The following is a 16,164-nucleotide window of genomic DNA, read 5'->3' as shown; positions in this document are numbered from 1 at the left end:
TAAGGATCCTTCTTTCTGTATAATTTTGTTGTGGTGACTTAATTTTATCAGAAGTGGTCCTTATTTTTTTATGAAAAAAATTTAAAGCCGGTGAATTTTACTGATCGTAAAATTTCACCGGCTTTTTAGTTTAGAGATGGGTTTTGTCCCAGCCTCTTTTTATGATACAATATGGTGTGATAGAAAGTAGGGGAGAATATGAAGAAAAACATTCAAATTGCGATTGATGGGCCGGCTGGTGCTGGCAAAAGCACAATCGCAAAAATTGTTGCAGAGGCACTTGGATTTACTTATATCGACACAGGTGCAATGTATCGTGCAGTGACGTATAAAGCAATGCAACAAAACATACATTTAGATGATGAAACAAATTTAGCAGAAATGTTAGCATCTAGCACAATTGAATTAAAACCTTCTTCTCATGGGCAACTTGTCTTTTTAGACGGGAAGAATGTGTCGGCAGAAATTCGATCAAATGAGGTAACTTCATCTGTTTCAGAAGTATCGGCTCATGCAAAAGTACGTGAACTATTAGTTGCACAGCAACAAAATCTTGCGGCTAATGGTGGTGTTGTTATGGATGGCCGAGATATTGCTACGCATGTATTAAAGAATGCAGAACTAAAAATCTTTATGTCTGCAACTGTAGAAGAGAGAGCAAGACGTCGTTTTATTGACAATCAAAAGCGAGGAATTGAATCGTCTATTGAGAAGCTTCAAGAAGAAATTGCCCTGCGCGATAAAATGGATAGCGAGCGTGAAGCATCGCCACTAATTCAAGCAGAAGATGCTATATTTTTAGACACGACAGCATTGTCAATTGATGATGCAGCACAGGCCATTTTAAAATTAGCGCAAGAAAAAATGGTATAAATCCGAAAATTTCAGACATTTTTTGAATTTAAAGGATTTATTTTTGTCTTTGTCTTCAATATCGAATAAAATAGTAAGGGAAGATGCGAAGGAGGGTTACATATGTCTGAAGAAATGAACTATGCAGAACAAACATTTAACGAAGGTGATATCGTCAAAGGTATTGCAGTGCAGGTTGATGAAAAATCGGTAACTGTTTCTATTCCAGGTGCACCGTTTGATGGTATTGTACCAATAAGTGAATTATCAAGCTTACACATTGAAAAAGCGTCTGACGTAATCTCTGTTGGAGATGAGTTAGAGTTGATGATTACAAAGGTAGAAGAAGAAAACTATGTATTATCAAAACGTAAAGTAGATGCTTTAAAAGCATGGGATTCACTTGAGCAACAATTCAACGCTGAGGAAATTTTCGAAGCGGAAGTAAAAGATATTGTTAAAGGTGGTCTTGTCGTAGATTTAGGAGTACGTGGCTTCGTTCCAGCATCCCTAGTAGAAGACTACTTTGTAGATGATTTTGAAGACTATAAAGGCAAATCTCTTAGCTTTAAAATTGTTGAGCTTGATAAAGAAAAAAATCGCTTAATTTTATCACATCGTGCTGTAGTGGAAGCTGAAAAAGCTTCTCAAAAGAAAAATGTCATTAACCAAATTAAAACTGGCGATGTTTTAAATGGTAAAGTACAGCGTATCGCATCATTTGGTGCATTTATTGACCTTGGTGGATTTGATGGTCTCGTGCATATTTCGCAAGTGTCTCATGAGCATGTGAGTGATGTGAGCGAGGTTTTATCAGAAGGACAAGAGGTGAAAGTAAAAGTCCTTTCTGTAGACCCAGAAAATGAGCGTATTTCGCTATCCATTAAGGAAACGATTCCTGGCCCTTGGTCGAACATTGAAGAGCATGCAGCTAAAGGTACAGTGTTAGAGGGAAAAGTAAAACGTCTTACTTCATTCGGAGCATTTGTAGAAGTTTTCCCAGGTGTAGAAGGTTTAGTGCATATATCTCAAATCGCGCATAAGCATATTAACACGCCGCATGAAGCTTTAAAAGAAGGACAAGAGGTACAAGTGAAAGTGCTTGATGTAAATGCAGAAGAAGGCCGCTTAGCATTAAGTATTAAAGATTTACTTGAAAATCCTGAGGCAGCGGAAGTAATTGACTATGAATTACCAGAAGAAAACACAGGCTTCTCTTTCGGTGATGTCATTGGCGATAAACTGAAAAATTTTAAATAAACTAGACAAGCGGGGATACAGTTTGTGTCCTCGCTTTTTTTATGGGGAAAACGGATAGAACAGCCAAAGTGACGGATAAAGCTATCGAAGAGCTGGATAGAATGATTTAACCAGTCGACCCCAGATAGAAGAGGAAACGATGTAAAAAATCCCAAAGAGATGGATAGAACGATACATGGCGCGCACTTTTATGGATATGATATGATATAATGGCATTTTTCGTGTATAATAGCGAAAGACAAGAAGTTGGAAGGATGAAGTACAGATGACGAAACCAGTAGTAGCCATCGTTGGTCGTCCGAACGTAGGTAAGTCGACGATTTTTAATCGTATCGTTGGAGAACGTGTATCGATTGTGGAAGATATTCCAGGAGTTACACGCGACCGTATTTATAGTTCGGCAGAGTGGTTAACACATGATTTTAATATTATTGATACAGGTGGTATTGAGATTGGGGACGAGCCGTTTTTAGAGCAAATTCGTCAACAAGCAGAAATCGCCATTGATGAAGCAGACGTTATAATCTTTATGACAAATGGTCGTGAAGGTGTAACAGCAGCTGATGAGCAAGTAGCAAAAATTTTATACAAAACAAAAAAACCGGTCGTTTTAGCAGTCAATAAAATTGATAACCCAGACATGCGCGAAATGATTTATGATTTCTATGCGCTTGGCTTTGGTGAGCCTTGGCCAATTTCTGGTTCTCACGGTTTAGGCTTAGGGGATTTATTGGATGAATGTGCAAAGCATTTCCCAAATGAGGATGAAGATCAATATGGGGACGAGGTCATTAAATTCTCGTTAATTGGTCGTCCAAATGTTGGGAAATCTTCATTGGTAAACGCATTTTTAGGCCAAGATCGCGTTATTGTTAGTAATATCGCAGGTACTACTCGAGATGCTATTGACACGCCTTATGAATATGATGGTCAGGAATATGTCATTATTGATACTGCAGGTATGCGTAAAAAAGGGAAAGTGTACGAAACGACAGAGAAATATTCTGTATTGCGTGCGTTACGAGCAATTGAACGCTCTGATGTTGTTTTAGTTGTTCTAAATGCAGAAGAAGGCATTCAAGAACAAGATAAAAAAATTGCAGGCTATGCACATGAAGCAGGAAAAGCTGTTGTCATTGTTGTTAATAAATGGGATGCGATTGAAAAAGACGAAAAAACAATGAACGTCTTTACGCAACAAATTCGTGAGCATTTCTTATTCTTAGACTATGCACCAATTATTTTTGTATCGGCCAATACAAAGCAACGTGTACATCAAATTTTACCGATTATACAACGTGTAAGTGAAAACCATGCAATGCGTATTCAATCATCTATCCTTAATGAAGTGATTGAAGATGCTGTGGCACGTAACCCAGCACCAGCTGATAAAGGCCGCCGTCTTCGCATCTATTATGCTACTCAAGTTGCGATACAGCCACCTACGTTTGTGGTGTTTGTTAATGAACCAGAGCTAATGCATTTCTCTTACGAACGATTTTTAGAAAATCGTATCCGAGAAACATTTGATTTTGAAGGAACGCCAATTCGATTAATTTCCCGTGCTCGTGCTTAGGAAAAATATACACATACAATACGCCAGCCTGACAATAATTGTTGGGTGGCGTCTTTTTACAAGAGAGGGAAGTTAATTTTTCTAATAAGATTGCTTTGAAAGGGTTACTGTTGTATGCCTTTTTCTAGCATATTTCGTAATTAATAAAAGTGAATTGCCTTTTCTAAACAAGGGAGGATTTTGAATGGAAAAAGTTTGTGTGTTAGGGGCAGGCTCGTGGGGTACAGCGCTTGCGATGGTACTTGCAGAAAATGGGCATGATACACTTCTATGGACTCATCGAACTGATCAAGCTGAAGAAATTAACAACCTGCATACAAATAAGAAGTATTTACCTGAGACGGTGCTGCCGACAAATTTGTATGCAACAAGTGATATTGCTACGGCAGTTGCTCATTCGGAGACAATTGTTGTAGCCGTGCCTACTAAGGCTATTCGAGAAGTTTGTGAAAAAATGATAGCTACCCTCGATAAAAAAGTACTGTTTGTTCATGTATCGAAGGGGATTGAGCCCGATACATTAAAACGAATTTCAGAAATTCTAGCAGAAAGTCTACCAGCAGAATTTGTAGAAGAAATTGTCGTGCTTTCAGGTCCAAGTCATGCAGAGGAAGTTGTTTTACACCACCCGACAACTGTTACGGCAGCTTGTGAAAACATTAAAGCTGCGGAAAAAGTGCAGGATTTATTTATGAACCAATTTTTCCGTGTCTACACAAACCAAGATGTAGTTGGCGTAGAAATAGGTGGCGCTTTAAAAAACGTAATCGCATTAGCTGCAGGTATTTCAGACGGCTTAAATTACGGTGATAATGCCAAAGCAGCACTTATTACTAGAGGGTTGGCTGAAATTTCACGTCTTGGTGTTAAAATGGGGGGGAATCCGTTTACATTCTCAGGACTTACAGGCATGGGGGACTTAATTGTAACATGTACAAGCGTGCACTCTCGTAATTGGCGTGCAGGTAATTTACTGGGGCAAGGAATGAAACTGCCAGAGGTACTAGACCAAATGGGCATGGTTGTTGAGGGGGTACGTACAACCAAAGCTGCCTATCAATTGGCAGAGAAATATGATGTTGCTATGCCAATAACTACGGTGCTTTATAGTGTTCTATTTAGTGATATCGAACCGAAAGTAGCGGTTGATACATTAATGATGCGTATGAAAAAGCGAGAAATTGATGACATGATGTACTAAATTAATGCGACTAGATAAAAATGGTAATTAACATACCTGATCTATTCTATTAACTTTGTCATAAAATGGACATAAATAAGGTGTCTCAGATTATAACTGAGACGCCTTATTGTGTGTTTTTAGTTGAATAATAAAGGTTGTCCATTTAATGATAGTTATTGGACAACTATTTCTTTTTAGCGAAAGCACATAGTATAATATATTTTGATTGTTTCGTGACATTGAAGAAAGGTGGTTGTCTTAAATGGGTCCGTTAGCACATTTGCCAGCGCTTGATGTAATGTGGGTATCATTTTATTGTATCGGCTTTATGATTATATCTGTTGGTTTAATTTATTTAGCTCGTAATAAGGTTTCAAACGGTTTTTTACGTACAATCGTAAATTTAATTGCATACATACTATTTGGGCTTGGCACATTTTTAATGGTACTAATTGTAGCCACATGGCCTGCATAAAAATGATGAGGTGGAAGTGACATGAAAAAACTAAGTGCTTTTCTTTTGGTAGTAGTAACTGCTGTACTTCTAGTAGGTTGTGCATATCCAGAAGACGAAAAAGCGGCAAAATCAGTGCCTGATGCTGACCAATTAGCTGCGGTTCAGCGTGCGGTTAATGAATACCGCGAAGCAACTGGTGGACTAGTTCCAATTAAAAATAGTGAGCTAGATACAGATATATATATAAAATACTTAATTGATTTTGAAAAACTAATGCCAAAATATCTTGCACAAATTCCAGGGAACGCTTACGAAAAGGGTGGAATTTATCAGTATATTATTTGGGATCCTGAGAATGAAGCTAAAGTAAAATTGGTAGATTTAAATGCTGCAGAGAGAATTCGTGAAATTAATATTCGTAAACTTTCTACTCAATATTTACCGATAAAGGGTTCAACTTCAGATAATGTATTTCAAATTAACTTTGAAGAATTGGGCTATAAAAAAGATGTTACGGTGAAAAGCCCTTATTCTGGTACCGAATTACCGATATTTATGACAGGCGATGGTGAAATGCATGTCGACTATTCAATCGATTTAGGTCAACTACTAAAAGAAGACAAGTTTGATGTGAAGCCTGGAGATGATATTCGTCAGCTACTTGTCGATAAATATCCAGTCGTACCAGCTTATTCTATCCCATATACAGTAGATGAAAAAGGTGAGCCAATTTACTTTATGGACGCCTATAATAGTGACGCAAAAAAAGCTAGAGAAAAGGCTATAGAAAAAGCTAAAAAAGAGGCAGAAGCCAAAACTAAAAAAGAATAAATCAAGAAGCTCCTTACATTTGTGAGGGGCTTTTCATATTTATCTACCTGCTTGCATATAGTGAAAAAGCGTAGATAAAGGAGGCAGAAACCTTGAGTGAAGCAGTATTTAGAGAAATTGCAGAGCGCACAAATGGCGATGTTTATATTGGTGTTGTCGGTCCAGTACGTGTAGGTAAATCAACATTTGTAAAAAAGGTTATGGAATCGGTCGTGTTACCAAATATTGTGGATGAAACAGAAAGAATGCGTGCACAAGACGAGTTGCCACAAAGCTCGCCGGGGCCAGTCATTATGACTGCTGAGCCGAAGTTTGTGCCTGCCCAAGCAACACGTATTGCGGTCGGTGATGATGAAATGACGTTCCAAATTCGTTTAGCAGATTGCGTTGGTTACATCATCGAAGGTACAAAGGGCTATGAGGATGAAAATGGGCCAAAATATGTGCATACACCTTGGCACACAGAGCCTATTCCTTTCCAAGAAGCGGCGAAAATAGGCACAGATAAAGTAATTCGTGACCATGCCAATATTGGAATTGTTGTAACTACGGATGGCACGGTAAATGGTATAAGTCGTCGTGCGGCAGAGAAGGCTGAAGAGGAAATTGTAGAGCAATTAAAGGAAATTGGAAAACCTTTTGTTGTTGTCTTAAATTGCCAAATGCCAGCAAGAGAGGAAACGGTCCAGCTTCGAAATGAGTTATTTGAACGCTATAATGTTCCAGTAATTGCTACTGCCATTGATCAAATGCGCGCATCTGATATTCAGTTTATTTTGCAAGAAGCATTATTTGAATTTCCAATTCGAACAATTGAGGTGGAGAAACCAGATTGGTTAGATGTTTTAGATGCAACACACCCATTGAATATTGCACTGATTGATTCGATGGAAGAAGTGTTGTCATCTATTATGAAAATTAGAGATGTACAGCAGGCGTCAGATGCTTTTAAAGCTATTGATTTTATTGACCATAGTGAAGTGGTACATGTAGATGCTGGTGTTGGGACAGCAGTCATTCGAGTGTCATTACAAAGTGAGCTATATAAGTCGGTTTGCAATGAATGGCTAGATGAGCCAATTGAGACTAAGCGAGATTGGCTACTCTTTATTAAAGAAGCAGCAGAAGCAAAAGAGGCACAAAAACGCTTTAAAAATGCTATTAATGAAGCAGATTCGACTGGTTATGGTGTAACATTGCCGATGATGCAAGAGTTTGAACCAACAGCACCAGAGCTCATTAAACAAAATAATTTTTATGGTGTGCGTATGAAGGCAAAAGCACCGTCATATCATATCATTCGTGTAGATATGGAATCAGAATTCGCGCCACTAATAGGCTCTGAATTCCATAGTCAACAATTACTTAAGGATTTAAATCATGCTTATTTACATGATCGTGAAGCTTTATGGAGCACACAGCTTTTTGGAACTCCGCTACATGAAGTGTTAAAAGAAGGAATCCGCTATAAAATGGATGCAGTTCCATCTACAGCTAAAAAACGGATGCGACAAACAATTGAACGTATGGTGAACGAAGGTGATAGAGGATTAGTTACATTTATTTTGTAGTGATAAAAAGAAAAATAAAGCGCAAAAAAATATCACAGGTCTTTTCGTTTTTATGCGAAAAGTCCTGTTATTTTTGTTTTTTGGGTGAAAAATTAATTTTTTGGTTATAATCATGAATGAATACAGTTGCGTAGCGGTTTCCTATGTGTTAATCTTTTTACAGAATTGGTTCATGACCCTTTGAGAGGAGGTGAATGGTGTGAATAAAACAGAATTAGTAAACTCTGTTGCTGAAGCTGCAGGTCTTTCTAAAAAAGACGCTTCTAAAGCAGTTGAAGCTGTATTTGATACAATTCAAGATGCTCTTGCAAAGGGTGACAAAGTACAATTAATTGGTTTTGGTAACTTTGAAGTACGTGAACGTGCGGCTCGTAAAGGTCGTAACCCACAAACTGGTAAAGAAATCGAAATCGCTGCTAGCAAGGTACCTGCTTTCAAACCAGGTAAAGCGCTTAAAGATGCTGTAAAATAATACACGTCTAGTAGTTACATAGAGCAGTCTTCATGTAAACGAACATGGAGGCTGCTCTTTTTAACTTCACTTTGAAAATTCGAGAAGGTACGCTAAATAAGTTTGGTACATAGAAAGATGCAAGAAACTAATATTTAAGCATTATAAATATCATATGCACAATTTATAAAATATGCTTCTCAATAGATAGCATAAAGTGGCTATTTTGCTCATATATCGTTGAATTTCTTTTGAATCAAGTAAGTCGTTTTGCGCTTACCTTTTGGATATGCTACGATGCATAAAGATATGTGTTATGTATAGATACGCAGGAGGTTTTTTACGGATGTCGAATGTTGATTTATTAAAAATAGAAGAAGCAGTAAAAATGATTTTAGAGGCGGTAGGTGAAGATGTAAATCGTGAAGGTTTACTGGATACACCGAAACGTGTAGCAAAAATGTATGCGGAAATGTTTAGTGGCTTACATGAAGACGCAAAAGATTATTTTAAAACAGTGTTTCATGAAGACCATGAGGAATTAGTACTTGTAAAGGATATTCCATTTTATTCGATGTGTGAGCACCATCTAGTGCCTTTTTACGGAAAAGCTCATGTTGCATACATACCAAACGATGGCATTGTTGCTGGACTAAGTAAATTAGGACGTGCAGTAGAAACGATTGCTCGTCGTCCGCAATTACAAGAACGTATTACTTCTTCAGTGGCTGATACGATTATGGAAATGCTCTCTCCTAAAGGTGTTTATGTAGTGATTGAGGCTGAGCATATGTGCATGACGATGCGAGGACTTAAAAAGCCAGGATCTAAAACTGTGACATCGGTTGCACGTGGCATTTACGAAGAAGATGAAGTAAAACGTAGAGAAGTTTTATCATTTATTCAAATGTCTTAAATTGCATGTCTAATTATGTTATGATGGACTAAGAATTTGTCGGATTTAAGGAGTGTACAGACTATGGCACAAGATTATATTGTTATTCAAGCAGAGGAAGATGGTGTACATGTAATCGGTTTAACGCGAGGTACAGATACAAAGTTTCATCATTCTGAAAAGTTAGATGCGGGCGAGGTTATGATTGCTCAATTTACTGAACATACATCTGCCATGAAAATTCGCGGGAAAGCACAGATTCATACAGCTCATGGTGTTATAAATAGCGAAGCTAAAAAGTAATAGAGATAAATAATATTCAAAAGTGCTTTATGTATGGTCTTGTGTCCATGCAAATTAGTGATGGCACATATAAATCGACTAGATGTGTAAAACTTAGTAATGTTTTCACTCCGATTTTACTTCTTACAGCGGGTGTCCAAACAGCTGTACCTGTCGCTACGCTTTCGGTACAAAAGATATCTGCTGAAATAGCGGAACGCAGTCTAAGAACGCCATGTCCTGTGGTACTGAGTGATCAACATCGTGCTGTGTTGGTTTTGCGCAGATAAAACCCTTTTGCTGCCGCTACGCTTTCGCACAGACAAAAACACGTTGCTGACGCTGCGTTAGCACTCGCTTTTGCGCAAAAAACATCTGTTGGCCTAAAGCCCCCGGACGCAATTATGCCGAGGCATAATTGATAAGGCAGTTAGATTTCTTCCGTTTTCAAACGGGGAAGCTCTACTGCCTATCGTGTTGAATAAAGCAAAAATTTTATATTCCGAATCGTCGCGTATGCTATAATGACTCAGTAAGCAAGCGTTAGGTCATGAAGCGACTAACGTATTTGAAAGTGAAATGGAGTAAGGTCTATGAATGCAACATACATTCAAAATTCAATTGCACAATTAAAAACAGAGATTTTCATGGATGTTCGTCATAGAACTTTGCAAAAATACACAGGGGTGCCTGTGCTCGATGAAAATCAATTATTTTACTTGTTAGTTCCCTTTTTGAATGGTGAAGAGTGGCAACAAGAGGAAAGAGAAGCTGCAATCACTGTTGGAATTGTGTACGCAGCCTTAGCGGCGCACGATTATATAAAAGAATTAGATGCCACATCAAAAGAACAGCAGCTAACCGTTTTAGCTGGAGACTTTTATAGTGGCCGTTATTATGAAATTTTAGCGATGTCGGGGAATGTCGCATTGATTCGAAATTTGTCGCAAGGAATTGTGGCACGTTGTGAACACCAAATTAAAGTATATGAGGCAGAAAAACGATCAATCGAACAATGGTTTGCCTCAATAAGTAATATTGAATCAGGTTTAATCTCAAAATTTTTTGAGCTCTATTCATTCAGTGATTATATTCCAATTATGGAGAAGAGCTTATTAATTTTGCGTTTAGAAAGAGAATGGGCGACATATCAAAATGGGCATGCATCTTCAATGAGCAGGGTTCTTGAAGAAAGTGCGAGATATGTTGGAGTTACCTATAGCAATGTCATCCAGGACAAAGTTGTGCAATTAAAAACAGAGCTGTTACAGATAATAGAAGATGCATCGTTTTTACAAGGTGATGTGAAACAAGCTCTACAAGCACGTGTAGAGGCATCCATTGCTTCTACTAACGGATAAGAGAGGTTTTTCAAAATGGCTAAAACGAAAGAAGAGCACGTGCACGAAGTATTTGAAAGTATTTCGCAAAACTATGACAAAATGAATGGTGTTATTAGCTTCCAGATGCATGTTGGCTGGCGTAATGATACTATGAAGCGAATGGCAGTTAAACCTGGATCGAAAGCACTGGATGTTTGCTGTGGTACAGCAGATTGGACAATTGCCTTAGCTGAGGCAGTTGGTGAAGGTGGAGAAGTAAAGGGACTAGACTTCAGTAAAAACATGCTGAAGGTTGGCGAGCAAAAGGTAAAGTCATATCCACAAATTGAACTAATTCATGGAAATGCTATGGAATTACCTTTCCCTGATGATACATTTGATTTTGTAACGATTGGTTTTGGGCTTCGCAATGTACCAGATTATTTACAAGTTTTAAAGGAAATGAATCGTGTTGTAAAACCAGGTGGAATGGTTGTTTGCTTAGAAACATCTCAATCTGAAATTCCTGGCTATCGACAACTATTCCGTTTTTATTTTAAATTTATAATGCCGATATTTGGTAAAATATTTGCGAAAAGCTATAAAGAATATTCTTGGCTACAGGAATCAGCAAATGATTTCCCAGGTATGAAGAAGTTAGCGGCAATGTTTGAGCAAGCGGGTTTAGAAAAAGTAACGTACAAAGCATACAGTGGCGGTGCTGCGGCAATGCATATGGGCTTTAAAAAGATACGTTAACGGGGGAAGGTTTTCACACGTGGAAAAGATGAAGTTAAAACTACTCTATTCCGATTTGAAATCAGATATCGAAATCATTGAACACGAATTAGAAAAAGCAGTGAACTCTTCTTCATGTTTGATCAATGATGCTTCTCTCCATTTATTGCAAGCAGGTGGCAAACGGATACGACCGATTTTTGTGTTGCTTGGCGCGAAATTTGGCGAATATGATATCGAAAAGATGAAAGATGTAGCCGTGCCAGTAGAGCTTATTCATATGGCATCACTTGTGCATGATGATGTAATTGATGATTCCAATATGCGAAGAGGACGCCCGACTGTCAAATCACAATGGAATAATAGAGTTGCAATGTACACGGGCGATTTTATTTTTGCACGTGCACTTGAATATATTACAAAGCTTGAAGACCCATTAGTTCATCAAATTTTAGCACGTACAATGGTGGAAATTTGTAACGGTGAAGTCATTCAAATCGAAGATAAATTTAGATTAGATCAAGGTTTAAAGGATTATTTTAGACGAATTAAACGAAAAACGGCATTACTGATTTCTTCTAGTTGTGAACTTGGTGCAGTAGCAGCAGGTGTCGATCCCAAAACAGTGAGACATTTGAAACGCTTCGGCTATTTTGTAGGCATGAGCTTCCAAATTATCGATGATGTTTTAGATATTATGGCAACTGATAAAGAGTTAGGAAAGCCAGCAGGCAGTGATTTATTGCAAGGCAATATTACATTACCGATTTTATTGTTAAAAGATGATCCTGAGATGCAACCTTATTTAGTAAAAGTATTTGCAGGTACATTGACGGAAGCAGAACGTCAAAATATGCTACAGTATGTGCGTAAATCTGACGCGATTGAGCAAGCTAATAAAATGAGTGATAAGTATTTGAAAAAGGCATTACAGGAAATAGATGCTTTACCAAAACATCCCGTCAAAAAGAAACTACGTGATGTCGCTTTATTTATGGGCAAGCGTAAATTCTAGCTTTTTGTTGTACAACGACTCATTTTTTGTTAATATTTATCGGTAGGTGTAAAACCTGTTATACGAATTTAAGGAGTGTATTAAACATGGCAATTGAAAAAACTTTTTTAATGGTTAAGCCTGATGGCGTAGAACGTCAAGTAGTAGGAGACATCGTAGATCGTTTTGAACGTCGCGGTTTTGTAATGAAAGGTGCTAAATTAATGGTAATTCCTACAGAATTAGCAGAAAAGCACTATGCTGAGCATGCTGAGCGTCCATTCTTTGGTGAATTAGTTGATTTCATCACTTCTGGACCTGTATTCGCTATGGTATGGGAAGGCGAAAACGTAATTAAGCTTGCTCGTACTATGATGGGAGCAACTAAACCTGAAGATTCTAACCCAGGTACAATCCGTGGTGACTATGCAACAACTGTTTCTCACAACATCATTCACGGTTCTGATTCACTTGCTTCTGCTGAGCGTGAAATCGGCTTATTCTTCGGTGAAGATTTAGTTTAATTCGCAATTCTAAGAAGAGTAGCGAAAATAACTACGAATAGAACTCAATAAAAAAATCATCTATTTTTCCGATGTAACTTTTACCTTCTAACAAAAAAATGTTAGGGGGTTTTTTTGTTTGTCAAAATCATTTAATAAAGTTAACGCAAACATTGATTTAAGCTTATTGACTATCAAAACTGAAAAAGAACCAAAGAAAGGAATGGTGAAAAAAATCAATAACTCAATAGTTAAAATGGATACGTTTGATGAATTGGACAACAGAAATATAACCATTAAACACGCCATACAAATTTTAAATCAACAATGGCGACTAAACGGATTAAGACCAAGGACAATTGATAGTTACAACTATAATTTTAAGCGATTTGTTGAAGTTACTAAAGTTGAATATCTCCACGAAATCAACAATGAAAAAATTTATCAATATTTATCAAGTTTCAAGAATGCAAAGGACACATCTCTACATGGTCGTTTAAAGCAAATTAAAGCCGTTTTAAGCAAGTGTCACGATAATGGTTGGTATAACTCAAAGTTTTGGACAAACATCAAAATAAAAGTAAATACAAGCGTTAAGGAAGCTACTACAGAAAGAGAACTGGCACTTTTGTTATCACTTTTAGATAAATCAACGTATTCGGGATTACGTGATAGCATAGCGATTTTACTTTTATACAAAACAGGTATTCGAATTAAAACATTAGGTGCGTTGAGAGAACAGAATATTGATTTTGAAAATATGCTTTTGAAGTTACAAGGAGAGATAATGAAATCGCATAGACCATTGATTCTCCCTTTAGATGATGAAATGTGTACTTTATTAAGAGAGCTAATTTCAATAAATGATGATGTTAGGAAAGAACATAGAGAAAAGAATGATTATATTTTTCTTTCAAACATAGGTATACCAATTTCGAATACAGTTTCACCGTCCAATTTAATTGCAAAAAATTTATGGGTATACAGTAAAAAGTGGAATTTAAAGAACGTTAACCCTCACTCTATTAGAAGATTGTATGCCCAGAATTTGGTGAAACGTGGAGCTGATATAAACTTAGTATCTCATGCTTTAGCACATTCTGATTTATCGACAACTACAAGGTATTTAGGGTTAGATGTTGATACAGTAGCAAAGAATTTACGTGATTATTTATAGGAGCTACACGTATGACAACTATCATTAGTACAGAGATAAGCAGTTTTCATGAAATAAGAGCTTTCTATAATGAGTAAGCGAAAATAGTTACATTTGAAACAATCATTAATTTATCCATTGGTAAGTCAATAAAAATAGGTGAGGTTACATTAACGAAACAAGAGATATTCATGATGTTAAAGTATTTCTATGACGTGGAGGATAGATGTACTTTATAGAATGGTTGTATAGTTAGATTTTAAGTATTTATGAATTAAATTAATGTTAAGGTGTAGGTTATGAAACCAGCACCTTTTTGTTTTATGATTGGAATTTTTAAATGTTTAAATTATAATATAATTAACTGATGATATGTAATAAGGAGCTGGTTTTGTGAATTGGAAAGATAATAAGAATGATAAAAGTAGATATTACGGTGCTGGGAATAAATATATGTTTTTAAAAATTGGAAAACAAGTGTATAACGATACAGGTAGAGAGTTTACAAAGCTAACTACGTCAAAAATCCTAAAAGAATACTTAGATGAGCATCAATTAGGCTTCTTTAAATTCGGTGTTGATAAAAAAGGAAATACAACGAAATTATTTATCTTATTTAGTAATGAAGAAGATACTTTTTATGGATTAAGAAATGCGGAAGGCGGTCATAAAACAACTGTTAGTATTAATCAAATTGTGGATGATTTAAAAGTGGATGGCATTGAATTACCACTTGAACGCCTGAAAATAGAGGCTGTTCTCGAAGCAGATAAAGAAAAATTAGGCGTAGATAAAGAAGCGCATTTATTTGAGGTGATTCTTCCTACAACAGAGAAGGCATAATATAGCTTTCTAAGGCTGTTTTAGCAATAACCACACATAAGTAATAAACCAAAATATCATAGGTCATAGATGTAGCCATGCGAGTATAAACGCATGGTTTTTTTGCGTTCATGGATTTCATTTGTTGCGGTTACATCGGTTACACAAGTTACAGCTTTTTCGATGAAAAGGCTTATTAGGAATTTTTCTTTACTACATAAAAAATAAAAGTATATCTTAACTATAAAAATAGTGTAACCAGTGTAACCGTAATAGATAAATTAATCATATTAAAAATAAAGTATTAGTTATAAACCTTTATATATCAACGTTTATGAAGGTTTTAAGTGCTATTTTAAATGAAAAATTAGTGGTTTTTATGTGTAACCAGCATAGTTATTTTTGTAACCGAGAGGGGTAAAAATGTAACCCATGATAGTAAAATCGTAACCGATACATAATAAAAAATTGAAACTGTGTAAAAATCGGTTGATGAAATCAATATTTATATAATAACATATGTTTGTAAGATTGAAAGAAAGGATGATGGTATGGTTAATTTAAATGATTTAATAAATATGAAAAATAAGAAAGGTGGTTTGTTGAAAGAAGGTGTATATGATTTAATCGTTGAAAACATTGAATATGAATCGGATAAAATAGATAAAAATCAAAATCAGTATGAAATGTGGAAATTCAAATTGCGTTTAGTAGATAGAGATTACAGATTAACAAAGAATGTATTAATTTATGATGAAGCAAGTGTGAATGATATAGGGAAAAATCAGTTAATGTATTTAATAGGATTGCTTGATATTGACTTAGATAATTTAACAATAAAAGAGTCAGAATTAAAAGATTTTTTAGTAGGGAAGTTAAAGGAATTAAAAGTTGTTAGCGTTGTCTACACAAAAAATGGAAGAAATGAAGTTGGCTGGTTGTATGGAATAGAAGATAAGGAAAAGGTGATAGAAAAATATCATAGAAGGAATCAAGAATTTAAGAAACTTGATGAACCTACTGAAAAAATCGAGAAACTTGATAAGGAAGTAAGTGGAATTGGGAAAGTTGATGAGGTTTCATCAAATGAAGCACATCAAGTTTTGGAAAATGAAGTAAAAGTAAATGAGGAGAAAAGCACACAAGCCAATGTAAATGGAACAGATGATATTAATTATACTGATTTTATCAAGTTTGATTAAATATGTTCATGCGAGTGGGGTGTAAGTGCTTCACTCGTTTTATTTTTCTAAAAATTGAGGAGGGCAAAT

The 16,164-nt window shown here is 36.2% G+C and carries 17 protein-coding genes; all 17 read left to right on the top strand.

Going from position 1 to position 16,164, the window contains the following annotated elements:
- Positions 1 to 198: 198 nt before the first annotated feature.
- The 17 genes from cmk (at position 199) to ACQKNC_RS09765 (ending at position 16,095) form a co-directional block, all read left to right on the top strand.
- Positions 199 to 873, top strand: a complete 675-nt coding sequence (gene cmk / locus ACQKNC_RS09845; protein ID WP_427424666.1) for a (d)CMP kinase — start codon at positions 199 to 201, stop codon at positions 871 to 873.
- 102 nt (positions 874 to 975) lie between these two features.
- Positions 976 to 2,112 (top strand): 30S ribosomal protein S1, encoded by a 1,137-nt coding sequence (gene rpsA, locus ACQKNC_RS09840; RefSeq protein ID WP_427424665.1) that lies wholly within the window; start codon positions 976 to 978, stop codon positions 2,110 to 2,112.
- 265 nt (positions 2,113 to 2,377) lie between these two features.
- Positions 2,378 to 3,688: a ribosome biogenesis GTPase Der gene (gene der / locus ACQKNC_RS09835; protein ID WP_427424664.1), complete on the top strand. Its 1,311-nt coding sequence runs from the start codon at positions 2,378 to 2,380 to the stop codon at positions 3,686 to 3,688.
- A gap of 184 nt (positions 3,689 to 3,872) precedes the next feature.
- Positions 3,873 to 4,889 (top strand): NAD(P)H-dependent glycerol-3-phosphate dehydrogenase, encoded by a 1,017-nt coding sequence (locus ACQKNC_RS09830; RefSeq protein ID WP_427424663.1) that lies wholly within the window; start codon positions 3,873 to 3,875, stop codon positions 4,887 to 4,889.
- 244 nt (positions 4,890 to 5,133) lie between these two features.
- Positions 5,134 to 5,346, top strand: coding sequence for a DUF2768 domain-containing protein (locus ACQKNC_RS09825; protein ID WP_337991009.1), 213 nt, complete (start codon positions 5,134 to 5,136; stop codon positions 5,344 to 5,346).
- A gap of 21 nt (positions 5,347 to 5,367) precedes the next feature.
- Complete coding sequence (locus tag ACQKNC_RS09820) at positions 5,368 to 6,159, top strand: hypothetical protein (protein ID WP_427424662.1); 792 nt, start codon at positions 5,368 to 5,370, stop codon at positions 6,157 to 6,159.
- Positions 6,160 to 6,251: 92 nt separating this feature from the next.
- Positions 6,252 to 7,730, top strand: a complete 1,479-nt coding sequence (spoIVA, locus tag ACQKNC_RS09815; protein ID WP_427424661.1) for a stage IV sporulation protein A — start codon at positions 6,252 to 6,254, stop codon at positions 7,728 to 7,730.
- Between the two features lie 199 nt (positions 7,731 to 7,929).
- On the top strand, positions 7,930 to 8,202 hold the full coding sequence (locus ACQKNC_RS09810) for an HU family DNA-binding protein (protein ID WP_004232618.1): 273 nt from the start codon (positions 7,930 to 7,932) through the stop codon (positions 8,200 to 8,202).
- A 325-nt stretch (positions 8,203 to 8,527) separates the two neighbouring features.
- A complete protein-coding gene (gene folE / locus ACQKNC_RS09805) occupies positions 8,528 to 9,097 on the top strand; it encodes a GTP cyclohydrolase I FolE (protein WP_285394784.1) in 570 nt (189 codons plus the stop codon).
- A 63-nt stretch (positions 9,098 to 9,160) separates the two neighbouring features.
- Positions 9,161 to 9,379 carry a trp RNA-binding attenuation protein MtrB gene (gene mtrB / locus ACQKNC_RS09800; RefSeq protein WP_049666799.1) on the top strand — a complete coding sequence of 73 codons (219 nt, stop codon included), beginning with the start codon at positions 9,161 to 9,163 and terminating at the stop codon, positions 9,377 to 9,379.
- 572 nt (positions 9,380 to 9,951) lie between these two features.
- Complete coding sequence (locus ACQKNC_RS09795; RefSeq protein WP_427424660.1) at positions 9,952 to 10,719, top strand: heptaprenyl diphosphate synthase component 1; 768 nt, start codon at positions 9,952 to 9,954, stop codon at positions 10,717 to 10,719.
- A 15-nt stretch (positions 10,720 to 10,734) separates the two neighbouring features.
- The gene (locus tag ACQKNC_RS09790) at positions 10,735 to 11,439 is read left to right on the top strand and encodes a demethylmenaquinone methyltransferase (protein ID WP_427424659.1); all 705 of its coding nucleotides are present in this window, start codon (positions 10,735 to 10,737) and stop codon (positions 11,437 to 11,439) included.
- 19 nt (positions 11,440 to 11,458) lie between these two features.
- On the top strand, positions 11,459 to 12,433 hold the full coding sequence (gene hepT / locus ACQKNC_RS09785; RefSeq protein WP_427424658.1) for a heptaprenyl diphosphate synthase component II: 975 nt from the start codon (positions 11,459 to 11,461) through the stop codon (positions 12,431 to 12,433).
- Between the two features lie 86 nt (positions 12,434 to 12,519).
- The gene (gene ndk / locus ACQKNC_RS09780; protein WP_427424657.1) at positions 12,520 to 12,936 is read left to right on the top strand and encodes a nucleoside-diphosphate kinase; all 417 of its coding nucleotides are present in this window, start codon (positions 12,520 to 12,522) and stop codon (positions 12,934 to 12,936) included.
- 118 nt (positions 12,937 to 13,054) lie between these two features.
- Entirely contained in the window at positions 13,055 to 14,092 is a 1,038-nt protein-coding gene (locus tag ACQKNC_RS09775) for a tyrosine-type recombinase/integrase (protein ID WP_427424656.1), read from the top strand.
- A 372-nt stretch (positions 14,093 to 14,464) separates the two neighbouring features.
- The gene (locus tag ACQKNC_RS09770; protein ID WP_427424655.1) at positions 14,465 to 14,914 is read left to right on the top strand and encodes a hypothetical protein; all 450 of its coding nucleotides are present in this window, start codon (positions 14,465 to 14,467) and stop codon (positions 14,912 to 14,914) included.
- Positions 14,915 to 15,444: 530 nt separating this feature from the next.
- The gene (locus ACQKNC_RS09765; protein ID WP_427424654.1) at positions 15,445 to 16,095 is read left to right on the top strand and encodes a hypothetical protein; all 651 of its coding nucleotides are present in this window, start codon (positions 15,445 to 15,447) and stop codon (positions 16,093 to 16,095) included.
- Positions 16,096 to 16,164 lie beyond the last annotated feature (69 nt).

It is taken from the genome of Lysinibacillus sp. NPDC094177, from assembly GCF_050279145.1.
Lineage (GTDB): Bacteria > Bacillota > Bacilli > Bacillales_A > Planococcaceae > Lysinibacillus.
This window is presented reverse-complemented; position numbering and strand designations above follow the sequence as displayed.